Source organism: Haematobacter massiliensis (assembly GCF_000740795.1).
Classification (GTDB): domain Bacteria; phylum Pseudomonadota; class Alphaproteobacteria; order Rhodobacterales; family Rhodobacteraceae; genus Haematobacter; species Haematobacter massiliensis.
The window spans coordinates 312,636-337,025 of record NZ_JGYG01000002.1 but is presented as its reverse complement, the minus strand read 5'-3'; the positions used below and the strand labels follow the sequence as shown (position 1 = coordinate 337,025).

Sequence of the window (24,390 nt, the reverse complement as noted above, 5' to 3'; positions counted from 1 at the left end):
GTCACAACCCGTATCTCGCCCATAGCGCCCGCTCCTCTGCGGCCCCTTCCATCCCGGCCAGAACCTCTGCGCCGAGCGCCTGTACGCCAAGCCGCGAGAGCAGAGACCTCTTTGGTCCGAACGCGCGAAAGCGGATCTTGTCACCATAGACCGCCTTCATCCGCGGCACGAGATGACCGATCCCGTCGGCGAGTCCCAGCGCCACCGCCTGCTGACCGACCCAGACATCGCCCTGAAACAGATCGACACCGCTGGCCAGCCGTGCACCGCGCCGCATCTCCACATGCCGGATGAAGTTCCCGTGAATCGGTTCGAGCAAGGCCCGGATCCGCTGCTCGTCGGCTTCTGTCATGCTGCGGAACGGATCGGCAAGGCTCTTTGAACGACCCGCCGTCAGCACCCGCCGCTCAATGCCGTGGCGATGAATGAACTCGGGAAATCCGAAGGAGGCATGGATGACCCCAATGGATCCCAGAAGGGAGCTCTCATCCGCCCAGATGTCATCCCCCGCAGTCGCAAGCCAGTAGCCCCCCGAGGCGGCCACGTCCTCCACGAAGGCATGGACGGGTACATGTTTCTCCTCTGCCAGACGGCGAATCCGCGCCGCGATGAGCGCGCTCTGCACCGGGGAGCCGCCAGGAGAATTCACGGCAAGCGCCACCGCCACAGGCTTCTTTGCGAAAGCCCGCGTGATCACCGGAGCAAGGGATGCATCGCTCAACCCGCCCCGGCCACCCGCAGCGATTGTGCCTTGCAGGCGAATGACAGCAACGGTGGGACGACGGGACAGGGAAAATGTGAAAGCCATGAGCCGCATCTATGCGCGGATACCCCCTTGCGGCAAGTGGTGGCGCCGCACCGACGCCCGGAGGAGCGCCCTTTCATTGACAGTAGCCCCATTACAAGGGCGGCAAATCGGCAGCGGGCCGAAGGGGAGAGAGCCGCAGGGGTGGATAAAGCGATCGTCAGATGCCGGAGGCCCTCGCCTATGTATTTGCATCTGACGCACACCGCTTGTCGCTTCTGCCGAGCCACATATTGATTTCAGCTGCGCGACATATTCAGGCTCTGCAAGGAGACCTGATTTATGGCCAACCTCTACTGGCTGCTCGAAGAGCGGGTAAGGTGCCTTCGACCTTCCTTCTCCAAAGGTCACGGTCACTGGCGTGTCGATGGCTACCGTGTCCAGATCGAAATAATCTTTATAAACCACAACTGGTTACCCTGACGCACTGCGCCGGGAAACTACGCCGCGGTGATGAGCTACTGCAACGGCTGGAAGCGATGGACCCGGCTTTCAGTCTTCGCCCTTATGGCGAAGGGCTTGCCCGAGCGACACGTGGAAGGTGCCGGATTGCTCAAAGTCCGTGCACGACGATCAGTATCCGAAGTGCCGCGCGCTGCGCAGGGAACAACGCCGCTTTCGCTGCGTTGCGGCCAGGGTGAGCGAAGTATTCCGGTCGCCGCCCATCTCTCAGGGAGGCGCTGCATGACCCACCGGCATCAGGCTTGATCGTGGACGGAACGAACTCCGAGCAATCCTCAATCCGTATTCCGTTCTGGTCGGGCGGAAGCCTCCGCGCGGCGGGTGCCTCCGTCGCAGAGAGCGAAAGCCCCGACCTCTACGCCTTCCAGCCCTTCCGCATCATGGAGCGACTGGACCAGAATCAGGCGGTCATCGCAAAGAACTACCTTTCGATCATGGCCGCCGCGCGGGATGGCGAGCTTATCACCCCCGCAGCCGAATGGTTGATCGACAACCATCACGTGGTGGAGGAAAACTTCCGTCATCTTCGCCGCGACCTCACGCCCTCCTTCTACCGCCACCTGCCGCAGATCACCCTGGCCAACGGGCAGCGGGTACCCCGCGCCTTTGCCCTTGCCTGGCAGTATGTGGCAATCGCGGATTCCGAGATCTCCGTCGCCGGGTTGACGGAGATGGTCGAGGGCTATCAGACACGCCGGATTCTCACGATCGGGGAGCTGTGGGCGATACCGGCGCTCCTGCGGTTCGTGCTGCTCGAAAACCTCCGGCGTCAGTCAGAGCAGGTGGACAGCGCCCGCCGGCAGCGGCTGGCAGCCAATGCGCTCGCCGATCAGATGCTCATCGCGACCGGTGACGGCGGTGTCGCCCTGCTTCTGGCCACGCACGCCGGGGAAGCGCGGGAAGACACCTTCGCGTCCCAGCTCGTCTACCGTTTCCGGGACGGCACGCAGATATCCCGTGAGGGCACGGCCTGGCTGGACGCCCGGCTGGCGGAACGTGGCACCACCGCCGAGCGCATGGTGGCGCTTGAACACGCACGCCAGTCGGCAAGCAACGTCTCGAGCGGCAATATCATCCGCAGCCTGAGGCTGATGGACGACGTGGACTGGCTGACATGGTTCGAAAAGGTCAGCGCGGTCGACAGGGTGCTCCGGCAGTCTTCGGACTATGGTCGCCTCGACAAGCCCTCGCGCAACACCTATCGCGATACCGTCGAACGCGTCGCGCGATACGGCCAGCTCAACGAGGTCGAGGTTGCGGAAAAGGCCGTGGCCCTTGCCCGGACAGATATGCCGCATGAGTCACAGCGGCGGCCTGACCCCGAACCGTCAGAACTTCTGAACACGGGCGTGACGCCGGGCGGAGCGCGATCGCCCGCATCCGATGACGCGAAAAATCTCGCGTCCTCCGCAGAACCGGTGGATCGCGATACTCTGGCAGAGGGCGGAGCCGAGGCGCCCCTGTCAGCCCCCTCTCCTTCGGACAGGGTCAGGACGGCATCCGCGTCGGGTGATGCGGGGCATCAGAACGTCCTCCCCTTGTCCGACCCCTCCTCCGAAGCGCTGCGCGCTCCGGACCAATCCGCCGCATCGGGCGCTCCGGCAAGCGGCACTGATGCAAATCGCATCACCGCCCCGTCCCCGGAGCCACAGGCAGAGGCTGCACCCTCCGCATTTCGAGATACCCCTGCGGGCGATGCGGGCACCGCCGCCGACATCCCGCCGCCGCCCGATGCCCGACCAGAAGTCGGACGTGTTCTGGTCGGCGACAGGCTCAGCGAGTTGGAACAGGCCTGCGGCTACCGGATGCGGTTAGGGGAGCGCTGTCTCCGCTTTGCACGGCGGCTCGGCTGGCCGGCGATCTTTGTGCCGATGCTGGTGCTCTCCGTCATCATCGCCGGGTTGCTGGCCCTCACGCTTCCCGCGGACCCGATGCTGCCGCTCCCTGTTGCTGTCGTACTCATCCTGCTGGCGCTGGTTCCAGCCTCCGATGCAGCGATGGCGCTGGTAAGCCTTGTGTCCGCCCGGCTCGTGCCGCCGGCACGGCTGCCCGCCTATGACTACACCGACGCGATCCCGCCTGAAGCGCGGACGCTGGTGGTCATCCCGTGCCTGCTGACCGATTACGACACGATCGACGACCTGCTCGGCAATCTCGAACGCCACTACCTGGCCAACCCGCGCGGGGAGGTATCCTTTGCGTTGCTTTCCGACTGGGCCGACGCGGCGGAGGAGACGCAACCCTCCGACGAGGAGCTGGTGACTTATGCCCGGAACGGCATCGACCTGCTGGCAGAGCGCTATGCCCATGATGGACGGCGCCGGTTCTTCCTGCTGCACCGCCGTCGCCTGTTCAATGCCGCCGAGGGGGTATGGATGGGTTGGGAGCGCAAGCGCGGCAAGCTCAGCGAGCTGAACCAACTTCTGGAGGGCGAGGGCGACACCACCTTCCTCGACACTGGCCCCCGCCCGCCGGAGGGCGTGCGCTATGTGGTGACGCTGGACGCGGATACCCGTCTGCCGCGCGATTCCATCGCCGATCTCGTCGGCAAGATCGACAACCCGGTGAACCGCCCCCGCAACGACCCCAAGACGGGCCTTGTCACGCGGGGGCACGGCATCCTGCAGCCACGTGTAACGCCCTCGCTCACCTCCGGGGCGGAAAGCTCCGTGTTCCAGCGGGTGTTCTCCGCCAACCGGGGGCTCGATCCCTATGTCTTCGCCGTTTCCGATCTGTATCAGGATCTGCTGGATGAGGGGAGCTTCACCGGAAAGGGTATCTATGACGTCCGCGCCTTCGACGCGGCCATCGACAACCGTCTGCCTGAAAACGCGGTTCTGAGCCATGATCTGATCGAAGGCTCGCTGGCCCGGGCGGCGCTCGTTTCCGATGTGCAAGTGATCGAGGATTTCCCGACGCGTTACGAAGTGGACGTCTCCCGCCAGCATCGCTGGGCGCGGGGGGACTGGCAACTTCTGCCCTTCATCCTCGACCCGACGAACGGGCTGAACGGCGTGGCGCGGCTGAAGATGGTGGACAACCTGCGCCGGACGCTCGTCCCCATCGCCTGGGTGCTGGCCTCCGCCATCGGCTGGCTGACGATGCCGTTCACCGCGGCGCTCTGGTGGCAGGTGGGGCTGGTCCTGACCTTCATCTTCGTGCCACTGGCCAACTTCCTGATCGGCGTCGTGCCACGGCAACGCGGAACCTCTCCCCGAAGCCACGTCCATGTGGTGTTGAGCGAGGGGCGCGGCCTTCTGGTGGAGTTCGGCCTGCGGCTCACCTTCATGGCGCATCTCGCGGTGAAGATGGGCGACGCCATCGGGCGCGCCCTCTACCGGATGTTCGTCTCCCGCAAGCATCTGCTTGAATGGCGCACGGCCCAGCAGGTGCATGTGGGTTCACGGTCCGACCTGAAGGATTACCTGCGCTACATGTGGGTATCGCCGGTGATCGGGCTGGGCCTCCTCGCTGCGGTGGCGCTGCTGAACCCCGCCTGCCTGGCGGTCGCGCTGCCCTTCGCCCTGATCTGGACGCTGGCCCCGCTGGCGGCATGGGAGGTGAGCCGCCCGCTTGCCACGGAGGATCGGCTCAACATCCGCCCCACCGACCGGGACACGCTGCGCCGGACGGCGCGGCTCACCTGGCGGTATTTCGAAACCTTCGTCACCGCGGAGTCGAACTGGCTGCCGCCCGACAACTTTCAGGAAGCCCCTGCCCCCAAGATTGCCGAGCGGACCTCTCCCACCAATATCGGGCTTTATCTGCTTTCCGTCCTGACCGCGCGGGACTTCGGTTGGATCAGCTTCGAGGCCGCCGTCGGTCGTATCGAACAGTCCCTTGGTACAGTGGAGCGGATGGAGAAGTATCGGGGGCATCTCTACAACTGGTACGACACCGCGAACCTTGCCGTGCTGGAACCTCGGTATGTCTCCGCGGTGGACAGCGGCAACCTTGCCGGACATCTGGTCACGCTGTCCTCCGCACTTCGCGAGTGGAGCCGGAACCCCTCCGTCAACATGCTTGGCAATCTGGACGGCATCGGCGACGTTCTGGCGCTGGTGCGGGAGCGGCATAACGCCGTGCCCGATGACCGCCGCACGCTCCGCCCGCTCCGCCGCCGGATCGAGGAGCGGATCGACGGTTTCGCCCGCAGCCTCGCCAGCTATCTGGATGAGCCGCAGCTTGCCCCAGTGCGCGCGATCAACCTCGCCGTCATCGCCGAGGATATCCGCAAGCTGAGCCTCGACCTCGATCGGGAGGCGGGCCACGCCGCCACCGCGGAGCTCGTCTGGTGGGCCAATGCGCTGAAGGCGACATGCGACGCCATGACGGGGGATTCCCTCGCGGGATGGCAGGAGAAGAACAGTCTGGCAGAGCGCCTCGCCGCACTGGCGGAACGCGCGCGGGCTCTCGCCTTCGCCATGGACTTCCGCTTCCTGATGGATCCGGAGAAGCGGCTCCTCTCCATTGGTTACAGGCCAGATCTTGGGGAGCGCGACCTGTCCTGCTACGACCTTCTGGCCTCCGAGGCACGGCTCGCCTCCTTCTTTGCCATCGCCAAGGGGGATCTGCCCGTTGAGCACTGGACCCGCCTCGGCCGGCCCGTCACTGCCTTCGAAGGGCGGGGTGTGCTGCTGTCCTGGTCCGGCTCGATGTTCGAATATCTCATGCCGCCGCTCGTGATGCAGGAGCGCGTGGGCGGTATCCTGAACCAGTCCAACGCCATGGCGGTGGCCGTGCAGATACAGCATGGCAACCGTCTGGGGATACCCTGGGGGGTGTCGGAGAGCGCCTTCAACGCTCGCGACCGGGAAATGAACTACCAGTATTACGCCTTCGGCGTGCCGGAACTGGGCCTGAAGCGGACGCTGGGTCAGGACGTGGTCATCGCCCCCTATGCCACGCTGCTGGCCAGCCAGATCCGCCCCCATGCGGCGGTGGCGAACCTGCGGCGGCTGGAGAAGATGGGCGCCTTCGGCCCGCAGGGCGCCTATGACGCGGTGGATTTCACTCCGAGCCGATTGCAGGAGGGCGCGAAATACGCGGTCGTGCGGAACTACATGGCGCATCACCACGGCATGAGCATCGTCGCGATCGGCAACTCCATCCTCGACGGCATCCACCGCACGCGCTTCCACGACGATCCTGTCATCAAGGCGGCCGAGTTGCTGCTGCAGGAAAAGGCGCCACGAGAGATCGTGCCGCTCACCCGGAGCGACGCGGCCACGGTCCCCGCCCATGTCGCCGGGCCTGAGGCGCAGCCCCTGAACGTGGCGCCCGAGCCGGAGGACAACCGCAACGCGGTCGCCATCCTTTCCAACGGACACCACTCGGTCATGCTCTCCACCACCGGGGCGGGTTACATGACATATGGCCGGCTCGCGGTCACGCGCTGGCGGCCGGACCCGACCTTCGATCACGGCGGCAGCTTCCTGTTCCTGCGGGATACGTCCTCGGGCAAGTGGTGGTCTGCCAGCACCAGCCCGCGCCGGGCCAAGCGGGAGGTCGCCGGCGCCGTCTTCTCCGACCACAAGGCGGAGTTCCACAAGGTCGCGCATGGCATCGACAGCCGGATGGAAGTCATCGTTGCGGCGGAGGCGAATGCGGAAGGGCGACGGATCGTGCTCCGCAATCTGGGGACCGAGGCGCGAACCATAGAGATCACCTCCTATGGGGAGATCGTGCTCGACCGGGCGGAGTCGGATGCCGCCCATCCCGCCTTCTCGAAAATGTTCGTGCGCACGGAGGTCTGGGAGAACGGCCGCATCATCACCGCGCGTCGCAACCGGCGGAATTCGGGCGACAGGCAGTTGCACCTTGCCCATTTCCTGAGCGGGCCGCCGGAGGGCCGTGGCACGGAGTTCGAGACGGACCGGCGCGCCTTCATCGGCCGTGGGCGCACGCTCGGCACCGCCGCCGCCTTCGATGAGGGCGCCGAGCTTACAGGAGCGACGGGTTTCACGCTGGACCCGATATTCTCCCTCCGCCGTCGTATCCGCATCCTGCCCCGCAAGGAGGCGAGCCTGATCTTCTGGACCGTCGTCACCGACACGGCGGAAGAGCTGGAGCGGGCCGTGGCGCACTACAGCCGCGCCGAAACCTTCGAGCACGAGAGCCGCCTCGCCTGGACCTATTCGCAGGTGCAGCTCCGCCATCTGGACATTCCGCTGGAGGAAGCCGCGCTGTTCCGCCGGTATGCCGCGCTGCTGGTTTATCCCGACCTGTCCCTGACCGCTATGGATGCGGCGACACAGGCGGCGATGGGGCCGCAGTCCGCGCTCTGGCCTGCGGGCATATCGGGCGATGTGCCGATCTTCCTGCTCCGGCTGGACAGCGACGCAGACCTTCCCATCGTGCGGGAAGCGCTCAGGATGCATCTTTATTTCCGGGCGCGCGGATTGTTGGCGGATCTGGTGATCCTGAACGAGCGTGCCACCTCCTATTCCGAGCAGTTGCAGGAGGAGATCAACGCGCTCTCGCAAAGTTACGAGCGCCGCAGGACGGGCGAAGGCGGCAATGTCTATGTGCTGCGCCGCGACATGCTGGGCCGCGAGACGCTGGACACGCTGCTCGCCGTTGCGCGCATTTCCTTGCATACCCGCAACGGGCGCCTGTCGGAGCAGATCCACCGCCTCGACACCATCGCAGAGGAGGTTTCCGCCCCGAAGGCTCCGCCCTCGCCCAGGCCCGCCGTCCAGGCCCTGCCGCCGCCCGCCTTCCCGGAGGAAAACCTGCGCTTCTGGAACGGTTATGGCGGCTTTTCCGGGGATGGCCGAAGCTATGTGATCCGTCTCCGCCATGGAGAGGCAACACCCCATCCCTGGATCAACGTCATCGCGCGGGGCGCATTCGGCTTCCATACCTCCGCCACCGGGGCCGGGTTCACTTGGTCCGTCAACTCCCGTGATCACCAGATCACGCCCTGGTCGAACGATCCGGTCATCGACCCGCCGGGCGAGGGCTTCTTCATCCATGACCCGGAGACCGGCCGCATTGCAACGCCCTTTGCCGGGCTTTCAGACGATCCGCTGGCGCTCTACGAGGTGCGGCACGGCTTCGGTCACACGACCTTCCGGGGCTTCACCGACTGGCTGGAGGTGGAGGCGGTCCAGACGCTCCACGCCGATCAGCCGGCGAAGCTTACGCGTCTCACGCTCCACAACCGATCCGGACGGACGTTGCGGCTCCGCGTCGCGGGCTATGCGGAATGCGTTCTGGGCCAGAACCGCAGCCGCACCGCGCCGATGATCCGGCTCCGGCGGCTCACCTCCGGCGGGCTTGCCGCGCGAAACCCCTTCGCGACCGAAGCGGCGGGGCACGCCGCCGTCTTCACCTGCGACCGCGTCGTCACGGGGTTCCTCGGCTCCCGCACCGCATTCTTCGGACGGGGCGGCAACCTTCGGCGTCCGGCTGCGCTGGCGGACGGTTGGCCGGGATCCTCGCTGGAGACGGAGGGTGATCCCTGTGCCGTGCTCGTCTCGGAAATGACCCTTCCCCCCGGTGCAAGCCGCAGCGTGACATTCGCGCTCGGTGACGGGGAGGAGGCCGAAGTCGACACTCTCCCCGCGCGTGTGCTCGGCGAGGATGCATGGCAGGCCGCGCTCTCCGCCGCCGCGGGGGAATGGGACGGGATCACCGGCTCCCTGCAGGTCAGGACACCCGATCCCAAGCTCGACCTCATGATAAACGGTTGGCTGCCCTATCAGGCCATAGCCTGCCGCATCCGCGCGCGTAGCGCCTTCTATCAGGCGTCCGGCGCCTTCGGGTTCCGCGATCAGCTGCAGGATACCAGCGCCCTGCTGTTGCAGGACCCTTCTCTCGCCCGCGCACAGATCCTGAATGCCGCCAGTCGCCAGTTCCCGGAGGGCGATGTGCAGCACTGGTGGCTGCCTGCAACGGGCGCAGGCGTCAGGACGATGATCTCCGACGATGTCGTGTGGCTTGGCCATCTGACTCAGCGCTATGTGGCGGCCACCGGCGATACCGCCTTGCTGGACCATCCGCTTCCCTGGCTGGAGGGACGGAAGCTGGAGGACGGGGAGCATGACGCCTTCTACACACCCGGCCACAGCGAGGATTCCGCGCCGCTCTACGAACATTGTGCCCGCGCGCTCGACCTTGCCGTCGCGCGGACGGGGTCGAACGGACTACCGCTGATCCTCGGGGGCGACTGGAACGACGGCATGAACCGTGTGGGCGAAAAGGGCCGGGGAGAGAGTGTCTGGCTTGGTTGGTTCCTTGCCACCACGCTTGATGCCTTCACGCCCTTCGCCCAGGCGCGGGGAGAGGCGGAGCGCGCCGATCGCTGGCGCGCGCATCGCGCGCGGCTGGCCCAGGCGCTGGAAACCGCCGGATGGGACGGGGCATGGTATCGTCGTGGCTACTATGATGATGGGTCGCCGCTGGGCAGCACCGAAAGCGATGCCTGCCGCATCGACTCCATCGCGCAGAGCTGGGCGGCCATCTCCGGCGTCGCATCGGACGAGCGGGCAACGATCGCGGTGGATGCGGCTCTGTCTCATCTCGTGGACAGGGAAGCGGGTCTCATTCGGCTGTTCCAACCGCCCTTCGTCGGCGGCGCAGATGGCGAGGGCCGCGACCCTGGCTATATCCAGGGCTATCCCCCAGGCGTTCGGGAAAATGGCGGACAGTACACGCATGCCGCCGCGTGGATGGTCTATGCGCTGGCGCGGATGGGCCGGGGCGCGGATGCGCATGGCCTTTTCGACATGATAAACCCCATCTCGCATGCGGAGAGTCCCGCGGAAGCGGATCGCTACCGTGTGGAGCCTTATGTCGTGGCGGCGGATGTCTATGGCATCGGCGACAAACGCGGGCGTGGTGGCTGGACCTGGTATACCGGCTCGGCGGGCTGGCTCTACCGGGCCGCGGTGGAGGGGATCCTCGGCATAACGCTGGCTGATGGAAACCTGCGGGTGGAGCCGAACATCCCGCCCGACTGGCCGGGCTATGAGGCGGATATCCGGCTTCCGGACGGTCGTCGCTACCACATCGCCGTGACCAGAGGGGATGCTTCCCATACCGTCGAGGTCACCCGGCAGAGCACGGAGGCCACCGAACGACCGGCGGTGGATCAGCCGCTGCCCCGCGAAGCGGCAGAGGCGGACAGCGGCTCGACGGCCCACAGCCGTTCGGGCGAGGAGACACCGCGGGCATGACAGGGGCATCGCCCTCGGGCCAGCCCGTCGCGGAGGTGAACGGAAGGCTGACGAGGCTATATTCCGGCAGAGCAACAGGAAGGGAAACGTGATGACCACCATCCTCGGGCTGTCCGGCAGCCTTCGCCGCGCCTCGTTCAACGCATCTCTGCTCCGCGCGGCCTCCGGGCTGATGCCGGAGGGAGCGACGCTTCAAACGGGCAGCATCGCCGGAGTTCCGCTCTACAATGCCGATGACGAGTCCGCCTCCGGCATTCCGGAGCCGGTGGCCCGCCTGAAGGATGCCCTGATGCAGGCCGACGGACTGCTGGTCGTGACGCCGGAGTACAACAACTCCCTGCCGGGCGTGTTCAAGAATGCGATCGACTGGATGACGCGCCCCGCCGATGACATCGCGCAGGTCTGGGGCGGCAAGCCGGTCGCGGTCATCGGCGCTTCTCCGGGCGGCTTCGGCACCATCCTTGCCCAGAACGCCTGGCTGCCGGTGTTCCGCACCTTGGGCACACGGCCATGGTTCGGCGGACGGATGATGGTGTCACGCGCCCATACGCTGATGGACGCGGATCACGAGCTTGAGAATGCGGAAACGCGCAAGCAACTCGCGAGCTTCCTCTCCGGTTTCGTCGATTTCGTGCGGGCCGGCGACTGAGCTCTTAGAGGTGTCGCTCCAGCCATGCTTTGACAATGGCTGCATCTGCGGGGGTCAGGGCGTGTCCCGCCTCCACCACCTCCTCCGTCACATCCACGCCTGCGGCGCGCAGGGCTTCCGCAGCAAGCGGTGAGGGTGGTGAAACCTCGTCCAGCGCTCCCGACACGATCAGCGCCGCTCCGTTCCCCTCCGGCACGGGCGGCGCGGAAAGCACGGCCACGGGGCGGAGCAGCACGGCCAGTTGCACCGTGCGCGGCTCCAGCAGCATCGTCGCCCAGATCATGTTGGCGCCGTTGGAATAGCCCAGAAACCCGCTCCGCGCCGTATCCAGCCCATAGCCCCGGATCGCCGTCGCGACGGTGGCGGACAGCGCTTCTGCCTCCGAACGGATATCCTCCTCGTCGAAACGCCCCTCCCCCAGCCGGCGGAACCAGCGAAGCGTCCCTTCCTCCGTCGAACGTCCGCGCAGACCGATGAGAAGGGCATGTGGAGCCACGCGGCGGGCAAAGGGCATCAGGTCAGCTTCGCTCCCTCCCGTGCCGTGCAGCAGGAAGAGCACACTGCCATCCGGCTGTTCCGGCTCATGAAGCCGGTGGACGAAAGGCAGATCGCGCCGGGGGAAGCGGGGCGCGCCCGGCAATGCGAACTGCGGCAGCATCACACGCAGATCATTGGCCCGTTCCGCATCCGAGGGCGGGATCATCACCGTGGTCCCAAGGGTTTCCTCCGGCTCGTCCAGAAGGAACCCGGGGCCATCCGTCGCATATTCGATCAGCGTTCCGGCAGGCTCGCGGGCGTAGAGAGAGACGAAATACTTCCGGTCGTGCAGGTTGGTTTCCGTGGCGTTGAGGCGGGAGAGCTCCGCCTCCATGCTACGAATCGCGGGCACATCGGGCGCGCGGAAGGCCACGTGATCGGCGACCCCTGTTCCCGGCACACCGGGCCAGAAGCCGGTGGCGTCACGAATGTCGATGGCGTCAGTGTCCGACACCATGCGCCGCACCGTCCCTTCCTCCGCCGCCGGGCGATAGCCAAAGCGGGCGATGAAGGCCGCCGTCTGTTCGGGTGCCTCGCTGAACAGCGTGGCGGAGCGCAGGCGGGTGATCGCCAGCGGTTCCGGTACGGTGTCGGTCCACGGCGCGGTCGCGGGGAGATCGCTGCCCACCAGCTTCACCACCACGCCGTCGGGATCCTTCAGTCGCAGGACCGGCTCTCCGAACTCCTTGCGGGGATGTTCATGCGGGATCCCGCGCTCCAGCGCTCGGCCCACCCAGTCGCCAAGCGCGGCGCGGGTCACGGCAAAGGCGATTTCGGCCACCTGCCCGTGCCCGACACGGCCCGGCGCGCCATCCTCCCACACGAGGAAGGTCACCAGCGAGCCGGGCGAGCCTGTCCGGTCGCCGTAGAACAGGTGGAGCTGTTCGGCATCCTCGAATCCGCCCGTGCGCTTCACCAGCCGGAGGCCGAGGAATCCTGCATAGAAATCCACATTCGCCTGAACGCGGCGCGTGACCAGAGTAATGTGATGGATGCCCGTAACCATGCCGCTCCCTTTCCGTCGCCCACCCCGCATATGCCCCGGACTGGGAGCGGGGCAAGGTCAGTCGGCGAGGCGCGGGATGGCCGGGTCCGTTTCCGCAGGCTCGGCGCCGCGGGACAGCCCCGCGAAATCGAAGAGCGCGGGGTCAAGCAGATGCGAGGGGCGGGCGTTCATCAGGGCGCGGAACATCACCTGCCGCCGGCCCGGCGAACGCGCCTCCCACCCGTCGAGGATCTGCTTCACCTGCTGGCGCTGCAACCCGTCCTGCGAACCGCAAAGGTCGCAGGGGATGATCGGATAGTTCATGGCGCGGGCGAATTTCTCGCAATCGGCCTCCGCCACAAAGGACAGGGGCCGGTAGACGAACAGGTCGCCATCCTCGTTCAGCAGCTTCGGCGGCATGGTAGCCAGCCGCCCGCCGTGGAAGAGGTTCATGAAGAACGTCTCGAGGATGTCGTCCCGGTGATGGCCCAGCACGACCGCCGAACATCCTTCTTCCCGCGCGATGCGGTAGAGGTTGCCGCGCCGGAGACGCGAGCAGAGGGCGCACATCGTCCGGCCCTGCGGCACCTTGTCCATCACGATGGAATAGGTATCGGCATATTCGATCCGGTGCGGCACCCCCATGCGGGAGAGAAAGTCCGGCAACACGGTGGCCGGAAAGCCGGGCTGGCCCTGATCGAGGTTGCAGGCGAGCAGATCGACGGGCAGCAGGCCGCGCCACTGCAACTCGTGCAGGACCGCCAGCATGGTATAGCTGTCCTTGCCCCCCGACAGACAGACGAGCCAGCGCGCGCCGCGCTCGATCATGCCATAGGCGTCGATCGCCTCGCGCACCTCGCGCACGAGGCGCTTGCGCAGCTTGCGGAATTCCGTGCTCTGCGGCGCGCCGTGGAACACGGGGTGGATGTCGTCTGCCTCGTCCAGCATCAGCGGTCCCTTCTTGCGGGCGGCACGGGATCATAACCCGACCCGCCCCACGGATGACAGCGCAGAAGGCGGCGCAGCGTCAGCCAACCGCCGCGCAGGCCGCCATGCCGCTCCAGCGCTTCCAGCGCATAGGCGGAACAGGTGGGCTGAAACCGGCAGGACTGGCCCAGCCACGGTGAAATCAGCAGCCGGTAGGCCCTGACCGGAAGCGCCACCACATGCGCGAGCGGCGTCACTTGGGACGCCTTTCCCGCCTTTCCGGTCGCGGGCCTTCGCGGTGGACAGAGGCGATGGCGGTATCGAGATCGGACAGCAGATCGGCAAAGGGCCGATCCGTCGTCACGCCCGGCCGCCCGACCAGCACGTAATCCCAACCCGCACGCCCGATCAGCGGCAGCCGTTCCCGCGCAAGCGCGCGGAGCCGCCGTTTCGCGCGATTGCGGGCGACGGCATTGCCGACCTTCTTGGAGCAGGTGAAACCGACGCGGATCCCCTCCCCCGGCTCCCCTTCCGCCCTGCGGCGGGCCTGAAGCAGGAAGCCGGCGGTCGCCTGACGTCGCGCCTGTGCCGCGCGCAGGAAATCCGCTCGCAGCTTCAGAATGCTGATACCGGTGCAGCGCGGGATGTCCGCTTCCGCACCCCCGCACGCGGCCTGCTCCACAAACGAAACCGCCGCCGTCCCCCCATCAGGTTCGGCGACAAGGCCCTCCTGACCGGGTTCCGGCGGCGTCATGTCTCTGACCTCGGGTCGTCCCGGCTTACGCCGAGAGAACCTTCCGGCCACGGGCGCGGCGCGCGTTGAGGACGCGCTGGCCCCCTTTGGTCGCCATGCGGGCGCGGAACCCGTGCCGGCGCTTGCGGACCAGGTTGCTCGGCTGGAAAGTACGTTTGCTCATCACGGCACTCCGTTCGTCGTCTGTCATGCGACCCAAACCCGCAAAACGCGCGGATTCGAAGGCCGGGGTTGTTCGAAGCCAGCCCAATAGGCGGAAAGCGGCAGGAAGTCAATCCGAGCCTCGTTCTCTCTCGCCGAGAGATGCCGCAAGGTCGCTTTCTGCTTTATCCCGCCGTGCAGCTGTGAAAAAACCGGGAAAAATCCCCGGCGGCGTCGGGCTGCGACCGGGGGCAGGCGCTTCGCATGGTGTTGAACTCCCTCTCCGGCCGATTCCTCCTCGTCACGACGCTGTTCGTGCTGCTGGCCGAGGTGCTGATCCTCGTCCCCTCCATCGCACGTTATCGGGTGGATTACCTGCATCTCCGGCTGGAGCGGGCGCAGATCGCCGCGCTCTCCGTTCTGGCCAGCGACGACGTGCTGGACGAATCGCTGGAGAAGGAACTGCTGGCCACCGCGGGCGTGATGAACGTGGTTCTCCGCCGGGACGAGGTGCGCCAGCTCGTTCTATCCTCCCCCATCACCCAGCCGATCTATGGCACCTATGATCTGCGCGAGGCGGGCCCCTTCCAGCTCATCCGCGACTCACTCTCCATCCTGCTGGAGCGCGACAACCGCATCATCCGTGTGATCGGCAATCCGGTGCATGACGCGGGCCTGCTGATCGAGGTGACGACAGAAACGGAACCGCTCCGGGCCGCGATGGTGGAATACGGCCTGCGCATCCTACTGCTCTCCGCCGTGTTTTCCGTGGTGACGGCTGTACTGCTGTTTGCGGCAGTCAGCCGACTGGTGCTGCGCCCGATCCGGCACCTGATCCAGCATGTCACCGCCTATGCGGAAGCGCCGGAGGATGCGCGGCTCATCATCGAACCCTCCCGCCGCGGCGTACGGGAAATCCGCGAGGCGGAGGTGGCGCTCCGCTCCATGCAGACGCAGCTGACCCAGGCGCTGCGCCAGAAGGACCGGCTCGCGCAGCTTGGCGGGGCTGTGGCGCGGATCAGCCATGACCTGCGCAATATCCTGACCGCCGCCCAGCTCTTTGCCGACCGCATGGAAAGCTCCGAAGACCCGGCTGTGCAGAGGGCGGCGCCGAAGCTCGTCGGGTCCCTCTCCCGCGCCATCAACCTGTGTGAAAGCACGCTGGCCTTCGGTCGGGCGGAGGAGCCGCCGCCCAGCCTTACCCGATTCCCGCTGATCCGCACGGTCTCGGAGATCCTCGAAAGCGAAACGATGGCGGATGAGGCAGCGGGCGGCCAGATCAGCTTCCTGAATGACGTACCGCCGACATTGTGGCTGCGCGCCGACCCGGAACAGCTGCACCGCGTTCTGTCCAACCTCATCCGCAACGCCCGGCAGGCGATCGAGGCCACCGGCCAGCCCGGCGTCATCGAGGTCAGCGCCGGGGAGGATGAGGTCGAGTGGTTCATCCGCGTGGGCGACACCGGTCCCGGCCTGCCACAGAAGGCGCGGGAGTTCCTGTTCACTCCGTTTCAGGGCGGCGCGCGAAAGGGCGGCTTCGGCCTTGGCCTCGCCATCTCGGCCGAACTTGTCCGCGGCCATGGGGGACGGCTGGAGCTTGTCCGCAGCGACGAGGAAGGTACCGAGTTCATCATCCGCCTGCCCCGCGGCAGCGTGCAGGTTGAAACCGCGGCGCAATGAACTTCCTCACTTTCGCCCTTGCATCCCCCCGCACGGGGCGGTAAATGCCCCCTCACAGCGCACCCGTAGCTCAGCTGGATAGAGCACCAGACTACGAATCTGGGGGTCAGGAGTTCGAATCTCTTCGGGTGCGCCAATCATTGCGTTGATTGCCTTGGGTTTCTTCTGTCCTACCGGGACAGGGTCGGTCCAGTTTGCAAAACCCGCTGCAGTACTACCTACGAAAACCCGGATCGCAGCTTTCGAGGTAACCGGCGTTCGGGCCGCATACTTTTTCCGGAGTTCGGGTGGCGGAGTGCAGGCTGTGGCCTGTCACCGCACGGATTTTGCGGGATCGCCATACCAGCGCCTATGGCGGCGCGCCTTCAGCCCAGCAAATCCTGCCGATGGCCGATGGCCGATGGCCGATGGCCGATGGCCGATGGCCGATGGCAGTGATCCAGCGGTTTGCGCTGCGCGGCAACTGTGAAATCCCCTGAGGCCTTCAAGCCGTTTTTTGCGATCTCGGAAGCTCGTCTCGCAGAGTTTCCACGCGGCTGGCGTGCGCTTGCTTATAAGCACCCAGGCAGATCAGTCGTTTGGCCATGCCGCACCGACAAGATTGCCCGCGGCAGAGACTGGGCTAATTCTACGTCACGAGCCTATGGCACGGCAGAGGCCATGCCGACCGCCTCATGCATTGGGCTCCCTAAACGAAGGCTTCCGGCATGGCTCTCGCGAGGCAAGACGATGGACCCTTCACCGTGGAAACATGCCGGCCACAATTGGATATGATCCACGCATCTTCATCCACAATTTGACTGGGAGGACTGAACCATGAGCGCGAAATTTTCGGCGGGTAAGAACATCGCCATGAAAGTTCCATCGCATCAATATGACGCGACGGTCAGCTTCTATCGGGACTTGTTGGGTTTCGAACAGATTTCTGGGCCGTCGGGCAATGCGACGGGGTTCAAGTTTGGCGACAAGAATCTCTGGATCGACAATGTCGCTGGCATGAGTCAGGCCGAGATTTGGCTGGAAATCGTCACCAATGACACTGCCGAGGCTGCGCGTGTACTTGAGAAGGCCGGCATTGCCCGCTGCGACGAGATAGAGGAGCTGGGCGAGAAATTCGACGGGTTCTGGATTTCGAGCCCATCGTCGATCATCCATCTTCTCGATGCAGACACCGGCTCCTGGGACTAGGCGACACCCTGCGCCTTCAACCGCGCGGATCGGACCAATGCAGCACAATAATTATAGCCATGTATATAATAAACATGTATACTAAATTTCATGAATACGAAACACCCCACTACAGGCTCGCTTGTCTGGCATCTGGCGATGCGCTGGCGCAACGAAGTCGATCACAGCATTGCGCCGCTGGGTCTTACCCATGCGCAATACTCCGCACTCGCCTCCCTGCACAGTCTGGTGGAGCGGGGGCTGTCTCCGTCTCAGAAGGAGCTGGCCGACTATACCGGCCTCCAGCCGATATATGTATCGAAGCTCGTCAGGACGCTGGAAGCCGCAGGCTACCTGAAACGCGAAAGCCACCAGAATGACTCACGCGCTGTATCGCTGACCTTGACCGAGACGGGTTTTTCGATCGTCACCGAAGCCCGGCGCATTGTCAAAGCACTCGACGCTCGCCTCACCGAACCGCTGGGTGGCCCGGATGGCGAACGAACGCGCCTGTTGGCGGGCGCGCTGCAAGATCTGCTTGGTCAACCCAAACCCAAATGAAGAAGGAGAAGGTCATGACAGGTAACTCTCCGATCACACGGTTTATCGGCGAAGCCGAACGCACATTGCAGGCCCTGCTGCAAAGACAACTCCAGAAGGCTGGCGTTAGTTTTCCGGAATGGGTTGCTCTGACGATCCTCTCTGCAGGCCCGCTCTCGGCGGACGGGTTCACTCAGGCTATCGCCGCCGCGCGGGTGGTACCCCCGGGGAAAGAAATGAGCGTCGTGAACGATCTGGTCGCGAAAGAAGTCGTCGCGCAGGGCCATAACTTTTCGATGACCCAGAATGGACTCGACCTGTTTGAGCCACTGCGGGACAGCGTGCGCCGGATGACGAGCGGCCTTGTGACCGACGTGACAAATGACGATCTGGCAGCAACGCGACGCGTCCTCGAAACGCTGACAAGTCGCGCGTCCGAGTTGCTGCGCACGGGCGATGAGAGCATTTCATCCTAGCGCCGCGGCTGGCGGCACAGATCGGGCAAAGAGGGATTGCGATGCCCTGCAACGCGCCGACTGAATTCGTTGCCGGCTTAACCCGATAGCGGCCATTGTCGCATTTCGCGAGTGAAGACCATAGTTCCCGCCGATACAAATCGGTAAAACAGGCAAACTGCGGAAGTTATTGATAAATCTCGCCTGACCTTTGGTCAGTTGGAGCGGGTAGCGGGCGACACATTTCGGAAATCGAACCGAGTCGCACTGGACTTTACCAGCTATTCTCAATCACTTACGTCTATGCTGACTCCCGGTAGCGATTGCCGTGTGTGCTTGACGTTACGCACAGGCGTGCCGTCCAAGCAAGTCCGCTGTGGCATCAGAGTAGCGCTATCGCCTCAAACGGAGTGTTCACCACAGCGACAGGAAAATCAGGATGTCGCTCAAGGACTTTGAACCGGGCATCGCTCGTAACGAATACATCTTGGCCCGCGTATTCATGCGCCCAGAACGCTTGCGCATTCAGAAGCTGGTTCCGCCATCTCGCGAAACCTCGTCCATCCGTGTCCTCATGCGAATGACCCTTCGCGGCAGCATAGTCTCTCCATCCAAACGGCGAAGTTGGGAAGAGTGCGAGGCATATCGCGCGTTCTCTCGCAACTATTTCGGCGCCACCCACGATGGAATTGCCGAAGAATGAAATACCGCTGCGTGCAATAGACGGGAGGCACGGAAGTGCGCCGAAGCCAAGCCCCTTCCTCCGCTCATCAAATGCTGAGAAGGAGGAAAGGAAAGTGCCGCCCTTCTGCCTCTCCGATGCGCTCGATGCAACGAGAGCAACCTCCGCCTCACCCGCTTCTGCGGCAGCGAGCAAACGCGCTAGATAAACCGCTCAGTCTCGTTGTTCCGCGACGTCGATCAGGCAGTTCGTGTCGAGCGTAAACTTCAAAATCGTGATCTCCCGATTGTCGTGACAGACAAGATGGGGCGAGGCAATCCAGATTTGCCACAAAAATCCGAGGCCCCGACCTCAACCGGCAAGGCTTCATGATACCCCCCGGGTGGGGCCGATCTAGCAGCCCCCGTAGTTCTTTCGACCGCTGGCGGTGATCGTGTACGTGCCACCCCGTGGGCCAACGTAGCACCTACTGCTGGAGTAGGTTCTTGAACTCGTAACTACCGGCTTGGGTCGGGCCTTCGTGGCGTTGCGCTTGAGGGTTCTGCCCCAATCACAGGCCATCCCGTCGCCGTCCCGATCCAATCCATGACGGTCTTGGAGGGGGCCTCCATTCGCCAGGAAGAACCGTTGCGCCGCAGCCGGCGACGGGAAGTCCCCGCAGTTCATGTCGTTGGTGACGGGTAACGTCCGTGCATAGCTCCTCGTGCCAACTCCGGACGAGGTGAGTTCTCCGACGTAGTCCGATCCGTTCGCGGTCTCCCCACGATAGCCGAGTTCTGCTTCGATCACGGCAAGATCATAAGGGGCGCTTACGGTCTGATGATGACGCCAAAGCTCTGGTGTCGTCATCGCAGCATACCCCGCGGTTGGGGGAGGCGTAGCACAGCCCGACAAAAGGACCGCAATGGCGGTGGCAAAAGCAAAACAACGCAAAGCATTTCTCCAAATATTAACGAATTGTTAACACCCCGACGCTCTGCGGCAAGCGGAATTCGGGCTCTTGCCCACAGGGTATACCCTAACGATCATCTGCAAAGATGCCCGCAGGGACGCCCATAAGGGTTGCTTCGTTATTGTGGGCATGTATGTATGTGGGCATGACCCTTGTTGGCGGAGCGCTGCCCATGTCCAAGACCATCCTATATGCTCGTGTGTCCACTGCGGATCAGACGCTAGACCATCAACGCACTCAGGCGGAGAAGGCGGGCTTCACGATAGACGAAGTCGTAGCGGATCACGGTGTCTCCGGCGTCTCCAAGCTGCTCCAGGAAAGGGCTGAGGGGCGGAGGCTCTTCGACATGCTCCGGCGCGGGGATGTCCTCGTGGTGCGTTGGGTGGATCGTTTGGGGCGCAATTACGCGGACGTGACGGACACCATACGCGACCTCATGCGGCGTGGTGTGATCATCAAGACCGTGATCAACTCCATGACCTTCGACGGGGCAACCGCTGACCCCGTCCAGCAAGCCGTGAGAGACGCGCTCATCGGCTTCATGGCTGCCACTGCACAGGCACAGGCGGAGGCCACGAAAGAGGCCCAGAAGGCGGGCATAGCGGCTGCGAGGGATAGGGAGCCGCAGAAGTATCCGGGACGCGCCCCAAGCTATGACCGGGGCCAGTTGGCTGTGGTTCGGGACATGCTCGCGCAGGGGGCCGGGGCATCGGCCATAGCGAAGGCCTCAGGCCTCACCCGACCGACCGTCCAGAGGATCGCTAAGGACCTCGTTGCGGCGGAGGCGGTGCTCGTGAAGTGGGAAATGCGGGGGAGGGTCGGGGCATGATCGCTGTCGCCCAAGTTGTGGGCTATGCCGTCATCGCCCTCCAGCTTGTCGGAGCCGTCGTCGGCCTTGCGAGGCTCTTCGGGCCTATATCTATCGGTCGCAGACGAAAGCCGTAGGTGACCCTATCTGTTTCGTGGTTGGCGCTGAGGTGCGAGGCCTACACAGTCTAACGCTCTTCCTTCCGACATCCCCGCTCGACCTTACAAGGCTCCTTCGGGGCCTTTTTACTGGATCGTCAAGGCAACCGTGCCTATCTTCTACAGGAGACCTTTCATGCCCGAGGGGGACAGCATGAGCATGACAGCGCGTGAGGCGGTGGAGATTGAGAAGCTCAGGGTGGAGGTCAACCGCATCATTGCGGAGACTGCCAAGATCAACCGGGAACGTTGGTGGTATCCTCTGGTGGTCGGGACGGGCCTCTTTGCGGCTGGCGCTGCATTCTTCGGGGCCACATTGAAGCTCCTCGGGATCGTCTAACCCGCCTCCCTTCCAGCATCACTAACCGACCTTTCACGGCTCCCTTTCGGGGGCCGTTTTGCTGCGCCGTGACGCGCTCTCCGGATACCTCGCATCGGCGGGCTTTCGCGGCCTTCCGGTGATCGAGGTGGACGGCATTCTGGAGTGGGCGGGGTTCGATCCCGGAAAACTGAGGGCGCTTAAGGAGCGCCAAGAGAGTGTTTGGAGTGATGTATGAAAGACTTTCTCAAGCGAGACATCGGCATCGGGGACACAGTGGTTCATGGTGTGGGCGGGCGGTATGGGGGCCTCAGCGGGCCTTACGATGTCGTTGGGCTGACCCCGAAGATGGTTCGGATCGGTAAGCGGGGGAGCGAAACGTCCTCGGTGGTGCTTCCGAACAACCTCGTCGTGGTCGCGTTCGAGGGCGTGGAATGACCCCCAACAAGGAAATCCAGACCTTCACCTTCCTCACCCACCCGATCCGCACCGTGACCATCGACGGGGCTCCGTGGTTCGTGGTGAGGGACGTCCTCGACGTGTTGGGGATCGTCCATCTTGGGGCGGCCCTCAATAACGTGGATCAGACCCACATTATTGACATTAAAATCACCAGCGGACGTGGACGCCCGAACAAGCTCATCAACGAACCGGGCCTCTACAAGCTCATCCTCCGCTCCGACAAGGAGGAAGCCAAGCCGTTTCAGAAGTGGGTGACGGAAGTGGTTCTCCCTGCGATCCGGAAGGATGGAGGGACTAGGGAGGAGGATCTCCTTCATCTCTCATCAAGGACACCTCATGGGCGCATAGGGAGCACCTGATGGTGCAGCATGAGGGTACTGATGAGGGGAGGGACTAGGGAGGAACTAGGGAGGTGGAGAGCAATTAGGTGCCCCTATAGAAGGAAGATTCCCGAACAACTCCTTATGAGTATGGTCGATGTGGTCCGGTAGGCTGTCCTGATCGAGACTCCACCACCGACTCCCTCTCCCAGCTTCCTCACACATGGCATCCCCGCATGATGCCCTAATCGAGACCCCACCACTGAGGCCCCTTCCGGGTCTCCCACAGACAGCTTTCCCCGTCATGCACCGATCATGATGCCCCACTCAGTGCCAGCGGTAGGGACAGCACAAACCGGCACATCCACCACCAACAAACGAGAGACGCACCATGTCAGCACAGAACATCATCAACATGAGCGAAGCCCCTGACGAGGCCCAGATGGCCCAGTGGCAAGCTCAGCTAGAAGCAATCCAAGGCAAGAAGGCCCAAGCCATTCCCGTCCATGACCCCCGCACACACGCTTCGTGGGGCCATGAGGTAGTGATCCACGGAGGCGAGGCGGAGGTTGTCCGCACCAAGAATGGATGGGGGCCGGACACCCAGGTCGGCGTTGCCTTCCCGCTCCCTCCCGGTCACGTCCGGATCGGCGGACTTGAGACCACGGTCACAGCGGCCATCACCGCAGGGCTCCTCCCGGCCAACTGGAAGGCGGGCGATCCCGTCCCTTTTGACGGAACCTCCGGGGCCAATGGGGTGCATAAGCCCACCCCGGAGGCCCCCAACGCCGCCCAGAAGGACACCAAAGGCAGCGTTGACGAGCACATGACACCCCGTGAACAAGTCTGGAAAGGTCACGTGGACGAGGCCAGCCGCGTCCTTCATGGGGTCTCACAGCTTCATGGACCCAGCGTCACGGATCACCATGTCGCCAATGCGGCGGAGCGCGGTGAGATTGATGCCGCATCGCTGCCAGAAGGCGTGTCCGTGGAGATGGCCCAAGCCGTCTATCGTGGCTACGCAGCACAGGCGAACAACGACCTTGCCTCCGTGAATGCCAGCGTTGACCTCCTCACTGAAATGCTGGGGGCGGATGAACTCCGCTTGGCCCGCAAGGCAGTGGTGATGGGGGACAAGGACCACCTCCGATCCCTAGGCCACGCTGCCGTCGAACGCCTCTCCCAGGAGCCCCAGAAGGACCCCGAGAGGTTCCTTACGCGGCTTGAGGGGATGCCCGCAGCGGAGCGCAAGTGCCTATACCAGAACAAAAACACGGGAGAATGGATGGTCACGCTTCCCGGACGACAGCCCATGTCCTTCGGTGCAGCCGTCCGCCTTGGCATCGTCAAGACCGCCTGACGAGAACTGTAATGCGCCCCTGAACGAGTCTTTAGGGGCGCATCCCTCCGCCTTGATGGAAGCTCCGACCCGGCTTGTGGTCGATGGTGGTGCGTCTCCCGCGTGTCGGGGTCGATGGAGCTTTCTTCCGGGCGGAGGCCCCCACCTACCCATTCTTCTGCATGGCGTCCCTGCGCAACCCGTGGGGCTGATCCTTTCCGGCCCTTCGGGTGCCCGTGGGAAGGCTGCCAGGGGCGTCATGCCGAGGAATGACCTCGATATCCCACATCGAAAGGAACACGATGAATACTCTGACCACCCTTCCCGCAGTCACTATCTCGGATACCCGCTTCGGCAAACTGCGGAGCGTGGTTCTCGACGGCCAGACTTGGTTCGTCGCCAAGGACATTTGCAGGGCGCTAGGCATCCAGAATACCGCCCTCGCCACCAAGGGCGTGAGCCCCTCGCAGAAGAGGCAGGTTAAGACCGACCCCCGGCAGGGTCGCCCCTCTATCGTGCTCACTGAGGCGGGAATGTATGCGCTGATTCTGCGGTCCAAGAAGCCCGCCGCTCAACGCTTCCGCAAGATCATCGTGCAAGAGACATTCCCCTCCCTCATGAACCACGTGGTCTTTGAGAAGGAGATTGCCCCCACGGCTTTTTCCGCGTTGTTCGTGCAAGCCTCCCGTAACTTCTTCGCCGCCAACGAGGGAACGGTATGACCTACGGCACTCATTCCCTCGACAACTTCGTGGTGCTTCGCCCCCTGAACTCCATGGAGATTGCCCGACTTGAGGCAGCGGACGAACGGGCCACATCCAGCCTCCCCGCACCGGAGGCGCTGAGGGCCGTTGCGGAGCGCAAGAAGCTCTGGCCGGTCCCATTCACCTCCTACACTGGACAATGCGGCTACCGCGTCCCTCTGGACCCCTCCCGGCAGTCCTTCCGGGTGGTCGATGAAGAGACGTTCTGGCGGTCGATGGAGCGGACTAATGAGCCCCCTAAGGCGGGACGGATTGAGACCTTGGGCGGCGCTAGGTGGCCGGAAGAGATGCGGTAGAGGGTT

The 24,390-nt window shown here is 64.2% G+C and carries 20 protein-coding genes and 1 tRNA gene; 15 read left to right on the top strand and 6 right to left on the bottom strand.

Annotation, left to right across the window (positions count from 1 at the left end):
• Window position 1: 1 nt before the first annotated feature.
• On the bottom strand, window positions 2–808 hold the full coding sequence (locus tag CN97_RS04710) for a S49 family peptidase (RefSeq protein WP_035708384.1): 807 nt from the start codon (window positions 806–808) through the stop codon (window positions 2–4).
• Between the two features lie 707 nt (window positions 809–1,515).
• Here CN97_RS04710 and CN97_RS04705 point away from each other — a divergent pair.
• Window positions 1,516–10,449: a GH36-type glycosyl hydrolase domain-containing protein gene (locus CN97_RS04705; RefSeq protein ID WP_140418224.1), complete on the top strand. Its 8,934-nt coding sequence runs from the start codon at window positions 1,516–1,518 to the stop codon at window positions 10,447–10,449.
• Window positions 10,450–10,540: 91 nt separating this feature from the next.
• A complete protein-coding gene (locus tag CN97_RS04700) occupies window positions 10,541–11,098 on the top strand; it encodes an NADPH-dependent FMN reductase (protein ID WP_035707832.1) in 558 nt (185 codons plus the stop codon).
• A 4-nt stretch (window positions 11,099–11,102) separates the two neighbouring features.
• Here the strand turns inward: CN97_RS04700 and CN97_RS04695 are convergent, their stop codons facing one another.
• From CN97_RS04695 to rpmH, 5 genes are read right to left on the bottom strand one after another with little or no spacing between them, the layout of a single operon-like run.
• Window positions 11,103–12,641 (bottom strand): VOC family protein, encoded by a 1,539-nt coding sequence (locus CN97_RS04695; protein WP_035707828.1) that lies wholly within the window; start codon window positions 12,639–12,641, stop codon window positions 11,103–11,105.
• Between the two features lie 57 nt (window positions 12,642–12,698).
• Window positions 12,699–13,568 (bottom strand): tRNA 2-thiocytidine(32) synthetase TtcA, encoded by an 870-nt coding sequence (ttcA, locus tag CN97_RS04690; protein ID WP_035707825.1) that lies wholly within the window; start codon window positions 13,566–13,568, stop codon window positions 12,699–12,701.
• Complete coding sequence (gene yidD, locus CN97_RS04685; protein ID WP_035707821.1) at window positions 13,568–13,804, bottom strand: membrane protein insertion efficiency factor YidD; 237 nt, start codon at window positions 13,802–13,804, stop codon at window positions 13,568–13,570. The genes ttcA and yidD overlap by 1 nt, the downstream gene beginning before the upstream one ends.
• Window positions 13,801–14,301 (bottom strand): ribonuclease P protein component, encoded by a 501-nt coding sequence (gene rnpA / locus CN97_RS04680; RefSeq protein ID WP_051910957.1) that lies wholly within the window; start codon window positions 14,299–14,301, stop codon window positions 13,801–13,803. The genes yidD and rnpA overlap by 4 nt, the downstream gene beginning before the upstream one ends.
• A gap of 25 nt (window positions 14,302–14,326) precedes the next feature.
• Entirely contained in the window at window positions 14,327–14,464 is a 138-nt protein-coding gene (gene rpmH, locus CN97_RS04675) for a 50S ribosomal protein L34 (RefSeq protein WP_035707816.1), read from the bottom strand.
• A gap of 242 nt (window positions 14,465–14,706) precedes the next feature.
• On the opposite strand from rpmH, the gene CN97_RS04670 reads away from it, so the two are divergent.
• The 13 genes from CN97_RS04670 (at window position 14,707) to CN97_RS04610 (ending at window position 24,384) form a co-directional block, all read left to right on the top strand.
• Window positions 14,707–16,122, top strand: a complete 1,416-nt coding sequence (locus CN97_RS04670) for a sensor histidine kinase (RefSeq protein WP_035707811.1) — start codon at window positions 14,707–14,709, stop codon at window positions 16,120–16,122.
• A 59-nt stretch (window positions 16,123–16,181) separates the two neighbouring features.
• Window positions 16,182–16,258, top strand: a tRNA-Arg gene (locus tag CN97_RS04665).
• Window positions 16,259–16,938: 680 nt separating this feature from the next.
• Window positions 16,939–17,310: a VOC family protein gene (locus tag CN97_RS04660; RefSeq protein ID WP_035707810.1), complete on the top strand. Its 372-nt coding sequence runs from the start codon at window positions 16,939–16,941 to the stop codon at window positions 17,308–17,310.
• 138 nt (window positions 17,311–17,448) lie between these two features.
• Window positions 17,449–17,850 carry a MarR family winged helix-turn-helix transcriptional regulator gene (locus CN97_RS04655; RefSeq protein WP_207391653.1) on the top strand — a complete coding sequence of 134 codons (402 nt, stop codon included), beginning with the start codon at window positions 17,449–17,451 and terminating at the stop codon, window positions 17,848–17,850.
• Between the two features lie 14 nt (window positions 17,851–17,864).
• Window positions 17,865–18,305 carry a hypothetical protein gene (locus CN97_RS04650; RefSeq protein ID WP_088217051.1) on the top strand — a complete coding sequence of 147 codons (441 nt, stop codon included), beginning with the start codon at window positions 17,865–17,867 and terminating at the stop codon, window positions 18,303–18,305.
• Between the two features lie 418 nt (window positions 18,306–18,723).
• Window positions 18,724–18,987 carry a hypothetical protein gene (locus CN97_RS04645; RefSeq protein WP_035707802.1) on the top strand — a complete coding sequence of 88 codons (264 nt, stop codon included), beginning with the start codon at window positions 18,724–18,726 and terminating at the stop codon, window positions 18,985–18,987.
• Between the two features lie 1,103 nt (window positions 18,988–20,090).
• Complete coding sequence (locus CN97_RS04640) at window positions 20,091–20,747, top strand: recombinase family protein (RefSeq protein WP_035707799.1); 657 nt, start codon at window positions 20,091–20,093, stop codon at window positions 20,745–20,747.
• 291 nt (window positions 20,748–21,038) lie between these two features.
• Window positions 21,039–21,224: a hypothetical protein gene (locus CN97_RS04635; RefSeq protein WP_088217056.1), complete on the top strand. Its 186-nt coding sequence runs from the start codon at window positions 21,039–21,041 to the stop codon at window positions 21,222–21,224.
• Between the two features lie 213 nt (window positions 21,225–21,437).
• On the top strand, window positions 21,438–21,641 hold the full coding sequence (locus CN97_RS04630) for a hypothetical protein (RefSeq protein ID WP_035707795.1): 204 nt from the start codon (window positions 21,438–21,440) through the stop codon (window positions 21,639–21,641).
• Window positions 21,638–22,024 carry a BRO-N domain-containing protein gene (locus CN97_RS04625; RefSeq protein WP_051910956.1) on the top strand — a complete coding sequence of 129 codons (387 nt, stop codon included), beginning with the start codon at window positions 21,638–21,640 and terminating at the stop codon, window positions 22,022–22,024. The genes CN97_RS04630 and CN97_RS04625 overlap by 4 nt, the downstream gene beginning before the upstream one ends.
• A gap of 352 nt (window positions 22,025–22,376) precedes the next feature.
• Window positions 22,377–23,345, top strand: a complete 969-nt coding sequence (locus tag CN97_RS04620) for a hypothetical protein (protein ID WP_035707789.1) — start codon at window positions 22,377–22,379, stop codon at window positions 23,343–23,345.
• Window positions 23,346–23,626: 281 nt separating this feature from the next.
• Window positions 23,627–24,046, top strand: coding sequence for a BRO-N domain-containing protein (locus CN97_RS19730; RefSeq protein WP_165496673.1), 420 nt, complete (start codon window positions 23,627–23,629; stop codon window positions 24,044–24,046).
• Window positions 24,043–24,384: a hypothetical protein gene (locus CN97_RS04610; RefSeq protein ID WP_035707787.1), complete on the top strand. Its 342-nt coding sequence runs from the start codon at window positions 24,043–24,045 to the stop codon at window positions 24,382–24,384. Before CN97_RS19730 ends, CN97_RS04610 begins: the two co-directional genes overlap by 4 nt.
• Window positions 24,385–24,390: the final 6 nt, after the last annotated feature.